The following is a 15,427-nucleotide window of genomic DNA, read 5'->3' as shown; positions in this document are numbered from 1 at the left end:
CGGCTCGTTTATAGACAGAAGGTTGAAAGCGGGCTCATGCTTGCCCGCTTTCAGCTTGAAATGCGGAAAACGCTTTCTATACACTACCGCGCAGACCAGCTGCCTGGATTTTTCCATAGGAGTGAAAACAAGGTATGAGCACCATCGAAGAACGCGTCAAGAAAATCGTTGCCGAGCAACTTGGCGTCAAGGAAGAGGAAGTCACCAACAGCGCTTCCTTCGTCGAAGACTTGGGTGCCGACTCCCTTGACACCGTTGAGCTGGTGATGGCTCTGGAAGAGGAATTCGAGACCGAAATCCCTGACGAGCAAGCTGAAAAGATCACCACTGTTCAGGAAGCCATTGATTACATCAACGCGCACGCGCAGTAAGTTGTAATCCTGCTTCGAGCCAGTAAGCCGCACTGCCTTAATACAGGCAGTGCGGCTTTTGTTTGAAAGATCGAATTTCATTGGCTGCTGGATGGCAGTTGCAGTGATGATCGATTCTTGCCCGCAGCGACATGGGCAGATCGAATCGAACGAAAACGTATAGGAGAATTGCTGTGTCGCGTAGACGCGTCGTAATCACCGGGATGGGCATGCTGTCGCCGCTGGGGAACGATGTGCCAAGCAGCTGGCAAGGGATTCTCGCCGGCCACAGTGGCATCGGCCTGATCGAACATATGGATCTGTCCGCCTATTCCACGCGCTTTGGCGGATCGGTCAAGAATTTTGACGTTGAGCAGTATCTGCCAGCGAAAGAGGCACGCAAGCTCGACCTGTTTATTCAGTACGGTCTGGCGGCCAGTTTCCAGGCCGTACGCGATGCGGGCCTGGAGATCACCGATGCCAACCGTGAGCGCATCGGCGTTGCGATGGGGTCCGGCATTGGTGGCCTGACCAATATCGAAAACAGCTGCAAGGCACTGATCGAACAGGGGCCGCGGCGTTTGTCGCCGTTTTTCGTGCCAGGCTCGATCATCAACATGGTGTCGGGTTTCCTGTCGATTCATCTGGGCCTGCAGGGTCCGAACTACGCCATTGCAACTGCCTGTACGACCGGCACGCACTGCATCGGGATGGCCGCTCGCAACATCGCCTATGGCGAGGCAGACGTCATGATTGCGGGCGGCTCTGAAATGGCGGCCAGCGGGCTTGGGATAGGCGGCTTCGCTGCAGCCCGCGCATTGTCCACGCGTAACGATGATCCGGCTGCGGCCAGTCGTCCATGGGATAAAGGGCGCGATGGCTTCGTATTATCCGACGGGGCCGGCGCGCTGGTTCTCGAAGAGCTTGAGCACGCCAAGGCGCGTGGCGCACGTATCTACGCGGAATTGATTGGTTTCGGCATGAGCGCTGATGCGTTTCATATGACTTCTCCGCCTGAAGACGGTGCCGGTGCTGCGCGCTGCATTCACAACGCGATCGTTGATGCCCGAATCAGTCTTGACCAGGTCCATTACATCAACGCTCACGGTACGTCGACACCCGCAGGTGACAAGGCCGAGGCTGCTGCGATCAAGACCGTGTTCGGCAGCCATGCCTATGACCTTTCGGTCAGTTCCACCAAGTCGATGGTTGGGCACCTGCTCGGTGCTGCCGGTGCGGTCGAGGCCATCTTCAGCGTGCTTGCGATTCGCGATGAGGTGGCACCGCCAACGATCAACCTGGACGAGCCCGACGATGGCTGCGATCTTGATTTCGTTCCGCACGAGGCTAAACAGAGGCGGATCGACGTTGCCGTATCCAACTCCTTTGGTTTCGGTGGCACCAACGGATCGCTGGTCTTTCGCCGGTTTGCTGAGTGACAGCGAGCTGGGTGGACGGGCAGCCTGCAAACGAGCTGTCTGTTCATGATCGAGGGCTGGCATACGGCGATGGGTTGTTCGAAACGGTCAGGGTCATCGACGGCCAGCCCAGGCTGTTGAACAGACATCTGGATCGCTTGGTGCTTGGCTGCAAACGTCTATCCATTCCTCTGGACCTTGAGCTTGTGCGCAGCCAGATCACTGCGTTCAGCGCGGAGTTGGGCGCAGGAGTGGCCAAGTTGATCATCAGCCGCGGCGAGGGGAGACGAGGGTATGCTCCGCCTTATCGGTGTCAGCCAAGAGTCATTCTTCTGGGCTCGCCCGCTCCAGACTACCCAGAAGCGAACGCTGAACGGGGCGTGCAGCTGTTTCCCTGCACCACTCGTCTTGCCGAGCAGCCCGCACTCGCAGGGCTGAAGCATCTCAATCGGCTCGAGCAAGTGTTGGCCCGTGCCGAATGGCAGGACGCTGCATTCGCAGAAGGCTTGCTGCGTGATACTTCTGGGCGGGTCATCGAAGGCGTCTTCAGTAACATTTTCCTGGTGCAGTCTGGCGTTTTGCTTACGCCTTCACTGGCTCGCTGCGGCGTCGCCGGGGTAATGCGTGCCGAAATACTTGCTCGCGCTCAGCATGGCAACATTCTGACCAAGGTACTCGATGTCTCGGCCGAACAACTGGACCGTGCAGATGAAGTTTTTGTCTGCAACAGCCTGTATGGCATCTGGCCCGTTCGGCAGTTGGAGCAGCGCGTCTGGTCCCCAGGTCCGCTCACACGTAAACTGCAGCGCTCCATCACCGATCTGTTGAGTGCTTCGTGATTCGAAAACTGTCCTTCGCGCTGCTCGGCGTTGCATTGCTGGCTGCGCTGTTTCTTGGTCTGGCTGGCTGGAAATTGCATACGGCTCTGGAGCAGCCGTTGCGCGTCGACGAGATGCGCATGCTCGAAGTCATGGCCGGGGACACGCCGAGTGGATTGTTCCAGCGTCTGGAGCGGGAAGGCATTCTGGACGGTTCGCTCTGGCTGCGCCTGCATTGGCGCCTCAATCTATCCGGTCACACACTGCACAGCGGCGAGTATCGGCTCTCACCAGGGATGAAGGCTCGTGATTTGATTGGACTGTGGCAACGGGCGGAGGTGGTTCAGCACACGCTGACCATCGTCGAAGGCTGGAATTTCCGACAGGTACGAGCCGCGCTGGAAGCCTTGCCGACTATCCAGCAAACACTGCCGGGGCTTTCGGACGAGGAGGTCATGGCGCAACTCGGTCATGCCGGCTTGCATCCTGAAGGTCGTTTCTTTCCGGATACCTACAGCTTCCCTCGTGGTGTCACTGATATCGAATTGCTCCAGCGGGCATTCACTCGCCTCGAAACCGTATTGAGCGAGGAGTGGCAGCAGCGTAGCGAAGCCTTGCCCTATGAAAACCCGTACCAGGCCTTGATCATGGCCTCGATCATCGAAAAGGAAACAGGGGTGCCTGCGGAACGAGGCGAGATCGCCGGTGTTTTCGTGCGCCGACTCCAGCAGGGCATGCTGCTACAGACGGACCCTACGGTCATCTATGGTATGGGCGATGCGTATCGCGGGCGTATCACTCGCAACGATCTGCGCAAGCCGACTCCCTACAACACCTATACCAACTCAGGCTTGCCTCCCACGCCGATCGCCATGGTCGGGCGCGAGGCGATCCATGCCGCCCTGCATCCGGTCGAGGGTAAAACGCTCTATTTCGTTGCCAGGGGCGACGGCAGTCATGTCTTCAGCGTGACCCTGGCCGAGCATAACCGGGCGGTTCGCGAGTTTCAGCTGAAGCGTCGCGAGGATTACCGTTCCAGTCCTCCTCCGCGCCAGTCGTCGGCGCCAAGCGAGAGTATGCAGTGACAGGATTGTTCATTACCCTGGAAGGCCCTGAGGGTGCAGGCAAGAGTACCAACCGGGAATATCTGGCCGAACGCTTGCGAGCACAGGGTCTGGACGTTCTGATGACTCGCGAACCCGGCGGCACCCCGCTGGCCGAACGGATAAGGGAACTGCTGCTCTCACCCTCCGACGAGCCCATGCACAGCGATACAGAACTGTTGTTGGTATTTGCGGCGCGTGCGCAGCACCTCGCCCAGGTGATACGGCCTGCGCTGGAGCGTGGTGCCGTCGTGCTCTGTGATCGTTTCACCGACGCAACCTATGCGTACCAGGGTGGCGGGCGCGGCTTGTCCCTGACGCGTATCGAGCAGCTTGAAACCTTCGTGCAAGGAGCGTTGCGCCCGGACATGACGCTCATCTTCGACCTCCCTGTAGAAATAGGACTGAGCCGGGCGGCGGCCCGTGGTCGTCTGGACAGGTTCGAACAGGAAGGGCTGGCCTTCTTTGAAGCCGTGCGCAGCGCATACCTCGATCGTGCTCGCAAGGCGCCGGAGCGTTACCGGATTGTCAATGCAGCCCGCCCCTTGTCGGCGGTGCAACAGGACCTTCAACATATTCTTTCTGAAGTGGTGGAGCGTGCGCTTGGGTGAGGGTGTTCTCCCTTGGCAGACCGATCTGTGGCGGCTCTTGTCTGAGCGCCGAGAACACGCTCATGCCTATCTGCTGCATGGCCCTGCCGGGATTGGCAAGCGGGCCCTGGCCGAACAACTGATGGCTTTGTTGCTGTGTCACAGCCCTACGCGAGCAGGCGCGTGTGGCCACTGCAGGGGGTGTCAGCTCCTGGCTGCACACACCCATCCGGATCATTACATTCTCGAGCCGGAGGAGGCCGACAAGGCTATTCGTGTCGATCAGGTTCGCCAATTGGTTGGCTTCGTTGGCCAGACAGCCCAGATGGGCGGGCGTAAGGTGGTGCTGCTCGAGCCTGCCGAAGCGATGAATCTGAATGCTGCCAACGCCCTTCTCAAGAGCCTGGAGGAGCCTGCTGGCGATACCGTTCTCCTCCTGGTCAGCCATCAGCCCAGCCGATTGTTGCCGACCGTCAAAAGCCGTTGTGTTCAACAGGCGTGCCCTTTGCCGGGGCGGGCGCAAAGTCTCGACTGGCTAGGGGAAAAGCTGCCGGACGTGACTGCTGCACGTCGCGAAGAACTCCTCACACTTGCAGCGGGCTCACCACTTGCTGCCCTTAGCCTGCATGGCTTGGGTGTGCTGGAAATGCGCGAGCAGGTTGTCGAAGGGGTGAAAAAGCTGTTGAAGCAACAGTGTTCGCCTAGCCAGCTGGCCGAGAACTGGAATGGTCTGCCGCTGATACTGCTGTTCGACTGGTTTTGCGAATGGGCTCACCTGGTCATGCGTTTTCAGATGACCGGCGATGAAACGGGGCTGGGTGTGGCCGATATGCAGAAAGTGGTCCAGTACTTGGCGCAGAAAACATCGGCAGCCAAGCTTATGGCATTGCAGGACTGGTTATTGGCCCATAGACAGAAAGTGCTTGGCAAAGCCAACCTTAATCGTGTCTTGCTTCTCGAAGCGTTGCTGGTTCAATGGGCAAGCCTGCCTGGCCCAAGCTAGAATCCACCGGAACTGTTGTTAGGAATATCGCATGAGCCTGCCTGCAAACCTTGGTCCGCGTAACGGCATCCTGTCCTTGACCATCAAGGACAAGTCGGTTTTGTACGCAGCGTTCATGCCCTTCATCAAGCACGGTGGGCTGTTCATTCCTACGAACAAGAGCTACAAGCTTGGCGACGAAGTGTTTATGTTGCTGAGCCTGATGGACGAACCTGAAAAGATACCGGTGGCCGGGAAGGTGGTGTGGATCACGCCCAAAGGCGCCCAGGGGAACCGCGCGGCAGGCGTTGGGGTGCAATTCAATGAAGGCGATTCGACCGCCCGGAACAAGATCGAGACCTATCTGGCTGGTGCGATGAAATCGGATCGGCCGACCCACACGATGTAACGCTTCCTGAGCCGTTCGGTCGGGCTTTGCGCAGGCACCGGCTGCTGTTTGCCGGGATGGCCAACTGCGACCGACGCTGGTTTTTGCTCTACAATGCCCGGCTTTTCGTTTCGGGGAAACGCTGATGCTGGTCGACTCACACTGCCACCTCGATCGCCTTGATTTGGCTGCGCATGGAGGTTCCCTCGATGCCGCGCTGGAGGCGGCACGTCAGCGCGGCGTACGACATTTCCTTTGCATTGGAGTCAGCGCGCAAAACACTGCGGCAGTGAAGGCACTGACGCAACATTACGACGATGTGGACTGCTCGGTAGGGGTCCATCCACTTGATCTCGAGCCTGGAACCGAACCGGCACTGGACTGGCTGCTGCAAGAGCTCGAGGCGCCGGGCGTGGTGGCTATCGGCGAAACCGGCCTGGACTATCACTACGAGCCAGAGGCCGCCTTGCTGCAGCAGCGGTCCTTTGGTTTGCATCTGCAGGCCGCCAGCGCGACCGGCAAACCGGTGATCATACATACCCGTGCGGCCCGTTCTGACACCCTGGCGATGCTGCGGGAAGCTGCGTTGCCGCAAGCAGGTGTGCTGCATTGCTTCACCGAGGACTGGGACATGGCGAAGGCTGCCCTGGATCTTGGTTATTACATTTCCCTGTCCGGCATCGTGACGTTTCGCAATGCCGAGGCGCTTCGGGACGTCGCTCGGCGCGTGCCTGATCATCGCCTGCTGGTCGAAACCGATTCGCCTTACCTGGCACCGGTACCCCATCGAGGCAAGCCGAACCTGCCCGAGTACGTGCGCGATGTCGCCGAGTTTCTTGCCGAGCTGCGTGGCGTTTCTTTCGAAGTACTGGCCGAGCAGACCACAGATAATTTCAAACGGCTCTTTCCAGAGGCGCGCGTGCGCACCTGATGGTCAGCTAGCAGAGCGTAGGCGCAGCCGTGTGACGCAGGTGTACCACGGCGACTCAGGTGTACAATCGCGCCGCTTTCGAAGCCCTGATACCCAAATATTCAAAAGTGTTTATGTCAGATTCCGTTTCGCTCAACCGGGCGGAGCGGTCCACTCGTCACAGACTTACTAAAGGTGACGCCATGCCCAGCGACACGCTGCACAGAGGGTCGCTTCAACGCGGCCTGAAAAACCGGCACATTCAGCTCATTGCGCTGGGAGGGGCCATTGGAACCGGTTTGTTTCTTGGTTCTGCCGGAGTGCTTCGCAGCGCGGGGCCTTCGATGATTCTTGGCTATGCGATCGGTGGTCTGATTGCATTTCTGATCATGCGCCAACTTGGCGAAATGATTGTGGAGGAGCCTGTTGCCGGTTCATTCAGCCACTTTGCCCACCGGTATTGGACACCCTATGCAGGTTTCCTCTCGGGCTGGAACTACTGGGTCCTGTATGTATTGGTCGGCATGGCTGAGCTTACGGCTGTTGGCAAATATGTTCAGTTCTGGTGGCCGGACGTGCCGACCTGGGTCACCGCCGCAGTTTTCTTTGCCCTGATCAATCTGATCAATCTGGTGAACGTGAAGGCGTTCGGTGAAACCGAGTTCTGGTTCGCCATCATCAAGGTTGGCGCGATTGTCGGCATGATAGCGCTAGGTCTTTATTTGTTGCTGAGCGGAACGGGGGGCGAGCAAGCCAGTTTTTCCAATCTCTGGAGTCACGGTGGGTTCTTCCCAAATGGCATCAGCGGCATGGTCATGGCCTTGGCGATCATCATGTTCTCGTTTGGCGGCCTGGAATTGGTGGGCATCACCGCTGCCGAAGCGTCCGACCCCAAAACGGTAATCCCCAAGGCGATCAACCAGGTCGTCTATCGCATCCTGATCTTTTATATCGGTGCGCTGAGCGTTCTGTTGGCACTGTATCCTTGGGACAGCCTGCTAGAAACCTTGGGCGCGGCTGGGGATCCCTACAGTGGTAGCCCGTTCGTGCAGATCTTCTCGCTGATCGGAAGCGATACCGCCGCGCACATCCTCAACTTTGTGGTGCTGACCGCCGCGCTTTCCGTTTACAACAGTGGCGTCTATTGCAACAGCCGGATGCTTTACGGCCTGGCTGAGCAGGGCGACGCGCCCAGGTTTTTGATGGCGGTGAATCGTCGAGGTGTTCCGGTGCTGGCTATCGCCGTTTCGGCATTGGTCACCCTGCTCTGCGTGGTGGTGAACTACCTGCTACCACAGACCGCACTAGAGCTGTTGATGTCACTGGTTGTCGCCTCGCTCCTGATCAACTGGGCCATGATCAGTCTGGCCCACCTGAAGTTCCGCAAGGCTATGCTGGCACGAGGCATCGAGCCTTCGTTCAAAGCGTTCTGGTATCCCGTCAGCAACTACGTCTGCCTCGCTTTCGTTACGCTGATTGCGGGAATCATGTTGTCGATGGATGGGCTTCGAACGTCCATCTTTGCCATACCGGTCTGGGGCCTGTTTGTCTGGATCTGCTTTAGGATCCGATATGCCCGCCGGCCTATCCCTCAGAGCGGCAGCCGCAGCGAGGCCGGGTAGGCAAAAAAAACCCGGCGTCGCAAAGAGCCGGGCCAAGACCATTAGGAGTATGAGGTCACGTTCCTCGCTCCCTCAGCTGGCCGAGCAGTGGGGGGATTGCGCGGCCAGTGCTTGAAGTATTGGCCCGTATCGCGAGGTCTGCTGACCGATTCGCGCTGTTTTAAAACGGATTTGGAATAGTTGCGCCAGCGCTGATCGCTCAGTTGGCCAACCTGTCCCGAATTGCCGCCAGGGTCTGCTCGATCACTTCATCGGAGGTGTAAAAGTGCGGCGAGAGGCGAATTCCGCCCCCGCGAAGAGCACACAGGATCCGGTCAGATTTCATCTGTTCGAACAGCGCCTGGCTGTCCTGGCCGTTGACCTTGAACGTCAATATACCTGCGCGCCGGTTCGGCTCGCCTGGACTCAAGAGTTGAACCCCAGGCATCACCGATAGCTCGCGTTGGAGAAGATCGACGCGCCCGGCCAACCTCTTACCGACGCTTTCCATGCCTATTTCTTCGAGCAAGGACAGGCTCGCTTCCAGCGCCATGCAACCCAACATGTTGGGGCTTCCGCATTCGAAGCGGCGCGCGCTTTGGGCCGGTTGCCAATCATCCCTGTCGTAGTCACCGGCATGTTCGAGCATATGCCAGCCATACTCATGAAGCTTCAGGCGCTCCCGCAAGTCGCTTCGCACATAGAAGACACCAAGCCCCTCGGGGCCGAGCATCCACTTGTGTCCGTCGGCCATCGCAAAGGCGCAGCGGTATGCCTGGGCATCGAAGGGCAATGCCCCGAGCTGTTGAATTGCATCTATGCACAACAGAACGCCGCGCTGCTCGCAGCCTTCGCCGAGGCGCGGCAGATCGAGCCGCAGCCCACTGGCGTACTGCACCGCACTGATCGCCATCAGGCGCACCCTGGGACCGCAGGCGGCAAGCAGCGCGGCTTCCGGATCGGCCCCCTTGAGGCTGACCCGTATCACATCTACGCCAAGGGGTTGCAGCGCTTCCCATACGACTCGGTTGGATGGGAACTCCTCGTCGCTGATGACAACCTGGTCGCCTGAGCGCCAGTCCAGTCCGAACGCTACGAATGACAGCGCCTCGGAAGTGTTCTTCACCAAGGCGATATCGGCGGTAGACGGCGCATTGAGCAACCTTGCCAGGCGTTCTCGGAGGGCGGTTTCGACGCCAAGCCACTGGGGATAATCACGCGCGCCCTGCGTCATGTTCTGCTGAGCGAAAGCGGAGACAGCCAGGCTCGCCCGGCGGGGCCAGGGTGCGACCGCCGCGTGGTTCAGGTATCGAAGTCCTTCAATTTGAGGAAATTCGTCACTCGATGTACTCATTGGTAATGTTCCGTGCTTTTTCTGACCAGATAGGCATAATCAACCGCTTCGACCCCAAGCCGCAGCCTCTTATGCAAAATGAACCCCGCAAGGTCCGTGAATTTCGCCGTCGTGAGCAAGAGATTCTCGATACCGCGCTCCAGCTGTTCCTCGATCAGGGTGAAGACACCGTCACCGTCGAGATGATCGCTGACATGGTCGGTATCGGCAAAGGCACCATCTACAAGCACTTCAAGTCCAAGGCAGAGATATACCTGCGCCTGATGCTGGACTATGAGCGCGATCTGAACGAGCTGTTGCATTCGCCGAGCCTGGATCAGGACAAGGAGGCCTTGTCCCGGGCCTATTTCGAATTTCGGATGCGTGATCCTCAGCGTTACCGCCTGTTCGATCGTCTCGAGGAAAAGGTTGTCAAGGGGAACCAGGTGCCGGAGATGGTCGAGGAGCTTCATCGCATCCGAGCCTCGAACTTCGAACATTTGACCCAGTTGATCAAAGGGCGAATCTCCGAGGGCAAGCTTGAAGACGTTCCGCCATATTTTCACTACTGTGCAGCCTGGGCACTGGTGCACGGAGCGGTAGCGCTGTACCACTCCCCGTTCTGGAGCAACGTGCTGGAAGATCAGGAAGGCTTTTTTCAGTTCCTGATGGACATTGGTGTACGCATGGGCAACAAGCGCAAGCGCGACTGACCGGAAGCCTCTGACCCGTCTGCGTTTGCAAGCTGAGCGTTGCGCTATTCATCGAGTCGACCTGGCGTGTTTACTGCATTCACCTGCCATTCGCCGGTTTTCCGTCAGGCAGGAGCAAACCATGAAAGTGTTCACCCTTGTTGCGGTGCTACTCGTTTTGAGTGGCTGCATGAAGGTAAGCGACATGGCCGAAGGCACGCGCTATCAACTGCGCGACGTTGGGGTGCTCGACCACAGCGAGACGGTGAGATCCGCCTCGTGGCGTCTGCAGCCCGACTCGCTTATCTATATCGCCCAAGGGCATTTCGTGCCGCCTGGCAATGCCTACCCGCGTCCGAACGTGGTTGCTGAAGAGGCCTTCAAGGGGTTCGTGGAATATTTTCCACTGGTACGGCGAGCGCCGGAACCTGCCGGACTCGAAGAATCATTGAACCAGGCTGCTGCCGCAGGTGCCCATTATCTGCTTTACGCTCGTTTTGCGGCTGCTGATGACCGTATCAGCAGTTTCGACGAGTTCAATGAGCAGCGTGCCGTCGATCGGCTTGGGGTGGACACTAGCACCGTTCAGTTGATGCTGATCGAGACCGGCAATCGGTATTTCGTTGACGTTGCGCGTATCCGCAGCCGCGGCGGTTTGTTAAATATCTATGACACGACGCCTCAGGTCTTGTTGGGACCGCCTTTGCGAGACTACGCCCGACGACTGATAGGCCTCGGTCGTTAAGGAGCGCATATGACAGAGTCTGGTAAAGCTGGAAGTTTGCTGGAGCAGATCCCGAAATCGGACAAGAAGGGCCTGCCTCCGGTCCACCTGTGGAACCCTCCGTTTTGTGGCGATCTGGACATGCGGATCGCCCGCGATGGTAGCTGGTACTACCTTGGTACGCCAATTGGCCGGCCAGCCATGGTGCGACTCTTCTCTACGGTCATTCGCCGTGAGGGTGACGACTATTTTCTGGTCACTCCGGTGGAAAAGGTGGGTATCAAGGTTGAGGATGCGCCCTTCGTAGCGGTTCGTCTGGAGGTCGAGGGGCAGGGCGATTCACAAGTGCTGCGCTTCATCACGAACGTTGACGATGCAGTCGAGGCCAGCGCGGAAAACCCGATACGGGTAGAGACCGATCCCCAGAGCGGTGAGCCTGCCCCCTACGTTCTTGTGAGGGCCAATCTAGACGCGCTGATACATCGCAACGTGTTCTACCAGCTGGTCGAGCTTGCCGTACCCCGAGAGATCGACGGGGAGCAGTGGCTTGGTGTCTGGAGCAGGGAAGTGTTCTTTCCGATTGGGCGCGCCGAATGACAACACATCGCCATCCATGGCGAGGCAAGACAAGCCGAAAACTCCCACGGCCGCTTAAGCCTTGATGTCCCAATCGTGGAACGGGTGATTTCGGCCCCTGTCTTCATGGCTGGGATCGCGAAGACCAGCTGCTCCCGAAGCCTTGCCTGGCAATAGGCTTCGGGACGGGGCAGAGGTCAACCCCAATTGTGTCGAGACTCTATTTACATATTGGGGTAGTTGGGTCCACCTGTGCCCTCTGGCGCCACCCAAACAATGTTCTGGGATGGATCCTTGATATCGCAGGTCTTGCAGTGAACACAGTTCTGCGCATTGATCTGGAAGCGCTTGCTACCGTCATCGTTGTCAACCACTTCATAGACGCCGGCCGGGCAGTATCGCTGCGCAGGTTCGTCATACATGGGCAGGTTCTTCTGGATCGGAATGCTCGGATCGATCAGCTTGAGGTGAACGGGCTGTTCTTCTTCATGGTTGGTGTTGGATAGGAATACCGAGCTCAGCTTGTCGAAGCTGAGTTTGCCGTCAGGCTTGGGGTAGTCGATCTTTTTCGATTCTGCTGCAGTCTTCAGGCACGCATAGTCTGGCTTGGTGTCATGCAATGTGAACGGGATCTTGCCGCCAAAAATGTTCTGGTCGATGAAATTGAACGCTCCGCCCTTGACCGCTCCCCATTTGTGTATGGCTGCTCCGAAGTTGCGGCTTGCATACAGCTCTTTGTAAAGCCAGCTGGCTTTGAAGCCTTCCTCGTAGGCAGTGAGTTCATCGCCACCTTCGCGGCCTGCAAACAGCGCATCGGCGACCGCTTCGGCGGCCAGCATGCCGGACTTCATGGCCGTGTGGCTGCCTTTGATCTTGGCAAAGTTCAAGGTGCCGGCGTCACAGCCAATCAGCGCACCGCCGCTGAAAACCATCTTTGGCAGGCAGTTGATGCCTCCTTTGGCGATCGCGCGTGCGCCGTAGGAAACCCGCTTGCCGCCCTCGAGGTACTGTTTGACGACGGGGTGGTGCTTGTAGCGCTGGAACTCATCGAAGGGGGAGAGGAAGGGGTTGCTGTAGGACAGATCGATGATCAGTCCGACCACTACCTGATTGTTCTCGATGTGATAGAGGAACGAGCCGCCGGTATTCTCGTCATCCAGCGGCCAACCGGCGGTGTGCACCACCAGGCCTGCTTCGTGCTTTGCCGGGTCGATGTCCCACAGCTCCTTGATACCGATGCCGTAGTGCTGTGGATCGACGTTTGCGTTGAGCTGGAAGCGGTTGATCAGCTGCTTGCCGATGTGGCCACGGCACCCTTCGGCGAATAGCGTGTATTTGGCACGCAGCTCCATGCCGGGGGTATACATGCCCTCCTTCGGGTTGCCCTCGCGGTCCACGCCCAGATCGCCGGTAACGATGCCGCGAACGACGCCCTGCTCGTCGATCAGCGCCTCCTGAGCAGCGAAGCCCGGGTAGATTTCCACCCCAAGATTCTCGGCCTGCTGTGCCAGCCAGCGGCAGAAGTTACCCAGGGAGATGATGTAGTTGCCCTCGTTATGCATGGTTTTCGGAACCAGTGCATTAGGCAGCTTGCGTGCCGCTTCGGCATTCTTGAGTAGGTAGATATCGTCGCGCTTGACCGGTGTGTTGAGCGGCGCTCCGAGCTCTTTCCAGTTTGGAAACAATTCGTCCAGGGCGCGCGGCTCGAACACGGCTCCAGACAGGATGTGGGCGCCTACTTCGGAACCCTTCTCGACGACGCAGACGCTGAGCTCCTTGCCAGCGTCATTGGCTCTCTGCTTAAGCCGGCAGGCAGCTGACAGGCCCGCGGGGCCGGCGCCGACGATGACTACGTCGAATTCCATGTATTCGCGTTCCATTGGCTATCTCCTACTCAGGGCTTGATTATTTTATAGATAGTGGAGGGCTGGATCGTTTCCCTGACCAAGCCGAGCTGCCGCATTATATATAGACGCCAGGATGGGTCCAATACAAACGTTTGTTTGAATTTCCGGCGAGCCTGTTAGAATCGCGAAACTGCGGGCTTATGACGGGGTATATGCGTTGTTGACCCCAGCCGTTGCCAGCAGTCAAGATAAAGGCAGTTTTGCGCTCGCCGATTAGATCCTGGAACTAGATCGCTATCCGGATCTCGAGCATGTCTCGCATCGCCTCGGCGAAATTCTATTCACCGGAGAGTAACGAGGAATCCATGAAGATTCTTGTAGCTGTCAAACGAGTGGTCGATTACAACGTCAAGGTTCGCGTGAAGGCGGACAACTCCGGCGTCGACCTCGCCAACGTCAAGATGTCGATGAACCCCTTCTGCGAGATAGCCGTGGAAGAAGCCGTGCGGCTCAAAGAGAAGGGCGTTGCGAGCGAGATCGTTGTGGTCTCCATTGGCCCGACCGCAGCTCAGGAGCAGCTTCGCACCGCGCTTGCATTGGGTGCGGACCGCGCCGTACTGGTCGAGTCTGCCGACGAGCTGAACTCTCTGGCCGTTGCCAAGCTGCTCAAGGCAGTAGTGGACAAAGAGCAACCGCAGCTGGTGATCCTTGGCAAGCAGGCCATCGACAGCGACAACAACCAGACGGGCCAGATGCTGGGTGCGCTGACCGGTTATGCCCAGGGTACTTTCGCGTCGAAGGTTGAAGTGGAAGGCGACAAGGTCAAGGTCGAGCGCGAGATCGATGGTGGCTCGCAGACCGTTTCGCTGAGCCTGCCGGCGATAGTCACCACCGACCTGCGCCTGAACGAGCCGCGCTACGCGTCACTGCCGAACATCATGAAGGCCAAGAAAAAGCCACTCGAAGTGCTGACCCCGGACGCCCTAGGCGTGTCCACGACGTCCACCGTGACCACTCTCAAGGTCGAGGCACCTGCCGCACGCAGCGCAGGGATCAAGGTCAAGTCCGTTGCTGAACTGGTCGAGAAACTGAAGAACGAGGCGAAGGTAATCTAAATGACTATCCTGGTTATCGCTGAACACAACAACGTCGTTCTGGCTGCTGCTACCTTGAACACTGTGGCTGCGGCCCGGGCCATCGGTGGCGACATCCATGTACTGGTAGCGGGCGCCGGTTGCGCTGCGATCGGCGAAGCGGCTGCCAAAATCGAAGGCGTGTCCAAGGTGCTGATCGCCGATGACGCGGCCTATACGAACCAACTGCCGGAAAACGTCGCCCCGCTGATTGCAGGGCTGGCAAAGGAATACAGCCATGTGCTGGCCGCTGCCACGACCAACGGCAAGAATTTCATGCCCCGCGTTGCGGCTCAGCTCGATGTCGATCAGATTTCCGAAATCATCGCCGTCGAAAGCGCCGATACCTTCAAGCGGCCCATCTATGCCGGCAACGCCATCGCCACTGTGCAGTCCAGCGCACCGATCAAGGTCATTACCGTTCGTGCCACTGGCTTCGATCCGGTCAATGCTGAAGGCGGTTCTGCTGCGGTCGAGCAGGTCTCCGCTACTGGCGATGCGGGCATCTCTTCGTTTGTCGGAGAAGAACTGGCCAAGTCCGATCGTCCCGAACTGACAGCCGCAAAGATCGTCATCTCGGGCGGCCGTGGTATGCAGAACGGCGAGAACTTCAAGCACCTGTATTCGCTGGCCGACAAGCTCGGCGCGGCTGTCGGTGCCTCACGTGCAGCGGTCGACGCTGGCTTCGTTCCAAACGACATGCAGGTCGGCCAGACCGGCAAGATCGTTGCGCCGCAGCTTTATATTGCGGTCGGCATCTCCGGCGCCATTCAGCATCTGGCCGGGATGAAGGATTCCAAGGTGATCGTCGCGATCAACAAGGATGAGGAGGCGCCGATTTTTCAGGTAGCCGACTATGGTCTGGTGGGTGACCTGTTCCAGATCGTGCCGGAGCTCGAAGAGCTCGTTTGATCGGAACCGCGCTCCAGATAAACCCGCTCTTGTAGCGGGTTTTTCATGGG

General features: G+C 58.4%; 16 protein-coding genes. 14 read left to right on the top strand and 2 right to left on the bottom strand.

What is annotated here, in order from left to right:
• The first annotated feature begins 134 nt into the window (after positions 1 to 134).
• From acpP to AC4LFW_RS10545, 9 genes are all read left to right on the top strand, one after another.
• Positions 135 to 371 (top strand): acyl carrier protein, encoded by a 237-nt coding sequence (gene acpP / locus AC4LFW_RS10585; protein WP_003283670.1) that lies wholly within the window; start codon positions 135 to 137, stop codon positions 369 to 371.
• Positions 372 to 544: 173 nt separating this feature from the next.
• Positions 545 to 1,789, top strand: a complete 1,245-nt coding sequence (fabF, locus tag AC4LFW_RS10580; protein WP_491819006.1) for a beta-ketoacyl-ACP synthase II — start codon at positions 545 to 547, stop codon at positions 1,787 to 1,789.
• The gene (gene pabC / locus AC4LFW_RS10575; protein WP_491819005.1) at positions 1,786 to 2,607 is read left to right on the top strand and encodes an aminodeoxychorismate lyase; all 822 of its coding nucleotides are present in this window, start codon (positions 1,786 to 1,788) and stop codon (positions 2,605 to 2,607) included. The genes fabF and pabC overlap by 4 nt, the downstream gene beginning before the upstream one ends.
• Positions 2,604 to 3,671 (top strand): endolytic transglycosylase MltG, encoded by a 1,068-nt coding sequence (mltG, locus tag AC4LFW_RS10570; RefSeq protein ID WP_491819004.1) that lies wholly within the window; start codon positions 2,604 to 2,606, stop codon positions 3,669 to 3,671. The genes pabC and mltG overlap by 4 nt, the downstream gene beginning before the upstream one ends.
• The gene (gene tmk / locus AC4LFW_RS10565; protein WP_491819003.1) at positions 3,668 to 4,300 is read left to right on the top strand and encodes a dTMP kinase; all 633 of its coding nucleotides are present in this window, start codon (positions 3,668 to 3,670) and stop codon (positions 4,298 to 4,300) included. The genes mltG and tmk overlap by 4 nt, the downstream gene beginning before the upstream one ends.
• Complete coding sequence (locus AC4LFW_RS10560; protein WP_491819002.1) at positions 4,293 to 5,282, top strand: DNA polymerase III subunit delta'; 990 nt, start codon at positions 4,293 to 4,295, stop codon at positions 5,280 to 5,282. Before tmk ends, AC4LFW_RS10560 begins: the two co-directional genes overlap by 8 nt.
• Positions 5,283 to 5,313: 31 nt before the next feature.
• Positions 5,314 to 5,670, top strand: coding sequence for a PilZ domain-containing protein (locus AC4LFW_RS10555; protein WP_019342489.1), 357 nt, complete (start codon positions 5,314 to 5,316; stop codon positions 5,668 to 5,670).
• Positions 5,671 to 5,794: 124 nt separating this feature from the next.
• Positions 5,795 to 6,580: a TatD family hydrolase gene (locus AC4LFW_RS10550; RefSeq protein WP_491819001.1), complete on the top strand. Its 786-nt coding sequence runs from the start codon at positions 5,795 to 5,797 to the stop codon at positions 6,578 to 6,580.
• A gap of 182 nt (positions 6,581 to 6,762) precedes the next feature.
• A complete protein-coding gene (locus AC4LFW_RS10545) occupies positions 6,763 to 8,181 on the top strand; it encodes an amino acid permease (RefSeq protein ID WP_491819000.1) in 1,419 nt (472 codons plus the stop codon).
• A 199-nt stretch (positions 8,182 to 8,380) separates the two neighbouring features.
• Here AC4LFW_RS10545 and AC4LFW_RS10540 read toward each other — a convergent pair whose 3' ends face one another.
• Positions 8,381 to 9,514 (bottom strand): aminotransferase class V-fold PLP-dependent enzyme, encoded by a 1,134-nt coding sequence (locus AC4LFW_RS10540; RefSeq protein WP_491818999.1) that lies wholly within the window; start codon positions 9,512 to 9,514, stop codon positions 8,381 to 8,383.
• 71 nt (positions 9,515 to 9,585) lie between these two features.
• On the opposite strand from AC4LFW_RS10540, the gene AC4LFW_RS10535 reads away from it, so the two are divergent.
• From AC4LFW_RS10535 to AC4LFW_RS10525, 3 genes are all read left to right on the top strand, one after another.
• Positions 9,586 to 10,206 (top strand): TetR/AcrR family transcriptional regulator, encoded by a 621-nt coding sequence (locus AC4LFW_RS10535; RefSeq protein ID WP_491818998.1) that lies wholly within the window; start codon positions 9,586 to 9,588, stop codon positions 10,204 to 10,206.
• A 121-nt stretch (positions 10,207 to 10,327) separates the two neighbouring features.
• Positions 10,328 to 10,930 (top strand): DUF4823 domain-containing protein, encoded by a 603-nt coding sequence (locus AC4LFW_RS10530; RefSeq protein WP_491818997.1) that lies wholly within the window; start codon positions 10,328 to 10,330, stop codon positions 10,928 to 10,930.
• A gap of 9 nt (positions 10,931 to 10,939) precedes the next feature.
• Positions 10,940 to 11,506, top strand: coding sequence for a DUF1285 domain-containing protein (locus AC4LFW_RS10525; RefSeq protein ID WP_491818996.1), 567 nt, complete (start codon positions 10,940 to 10,942; stop codon positions 11,504 to 11,506).
• A gap of 203 nt (positions 11,507 to 11,709) precedes the next feature.
• Here AC4LFW_RS10525 and AC4LFW_RS10520 read toward each other — a convergent pair whose 3' ends face one another.
• Positions 11,710 to 13,365 (bottom strand): electron transfer flavoprotein-ubiquinone oxidoreductase, encoded by a 1,656-nt coding sequence (locus AC4LFW_RS10520; RefSeq protein ID WP_491818995.1) that lies wholly within the window; start codon positions 13,363 to 13,365, stop codon positions 11,710 to 11,712.
• Positions 13,366 to 13,697: 332 nt separating this feature from the next.
• On the opposite strand from AC4LFW_RS10520, the gene AC4LFW_RS10515 reads away from it, so the two are divergent.
• Both AC4LFW_RS10515 and AC4LFW_RS10510 read left to right on the top strand, forming a co-directional pair.
• Entirely contained in the window at positions 13,698 to 14,447 is a 750-nt protein-coding gene (locus tag AC4LFW_RS10515) for an electron transfer flavoprotein subunit beta/FixA family protein (protein ID WP_491820200.1), read from the top strand.
• Entirely contained in the window at positions 14,448 to 15,377 is a 930-nt protein-coding gene (locus AC4LFW_RS10510; RefSeq protein WP_491818994.1) for an electron transfer flavoprotein subunit alpha/FixB family protein, read from the top strand.
• Positions 15,378 to 15,427: the final 50 nt, after the last annotated feature.

It is taken from the genome of Stutzerimonas sp. C6.4V (assembly GCF_058536345.1).
Note: the sequence above shows the minus strand (reverse complement) of the source record. Positions and strands in the feature narration are given on the sequence as shown.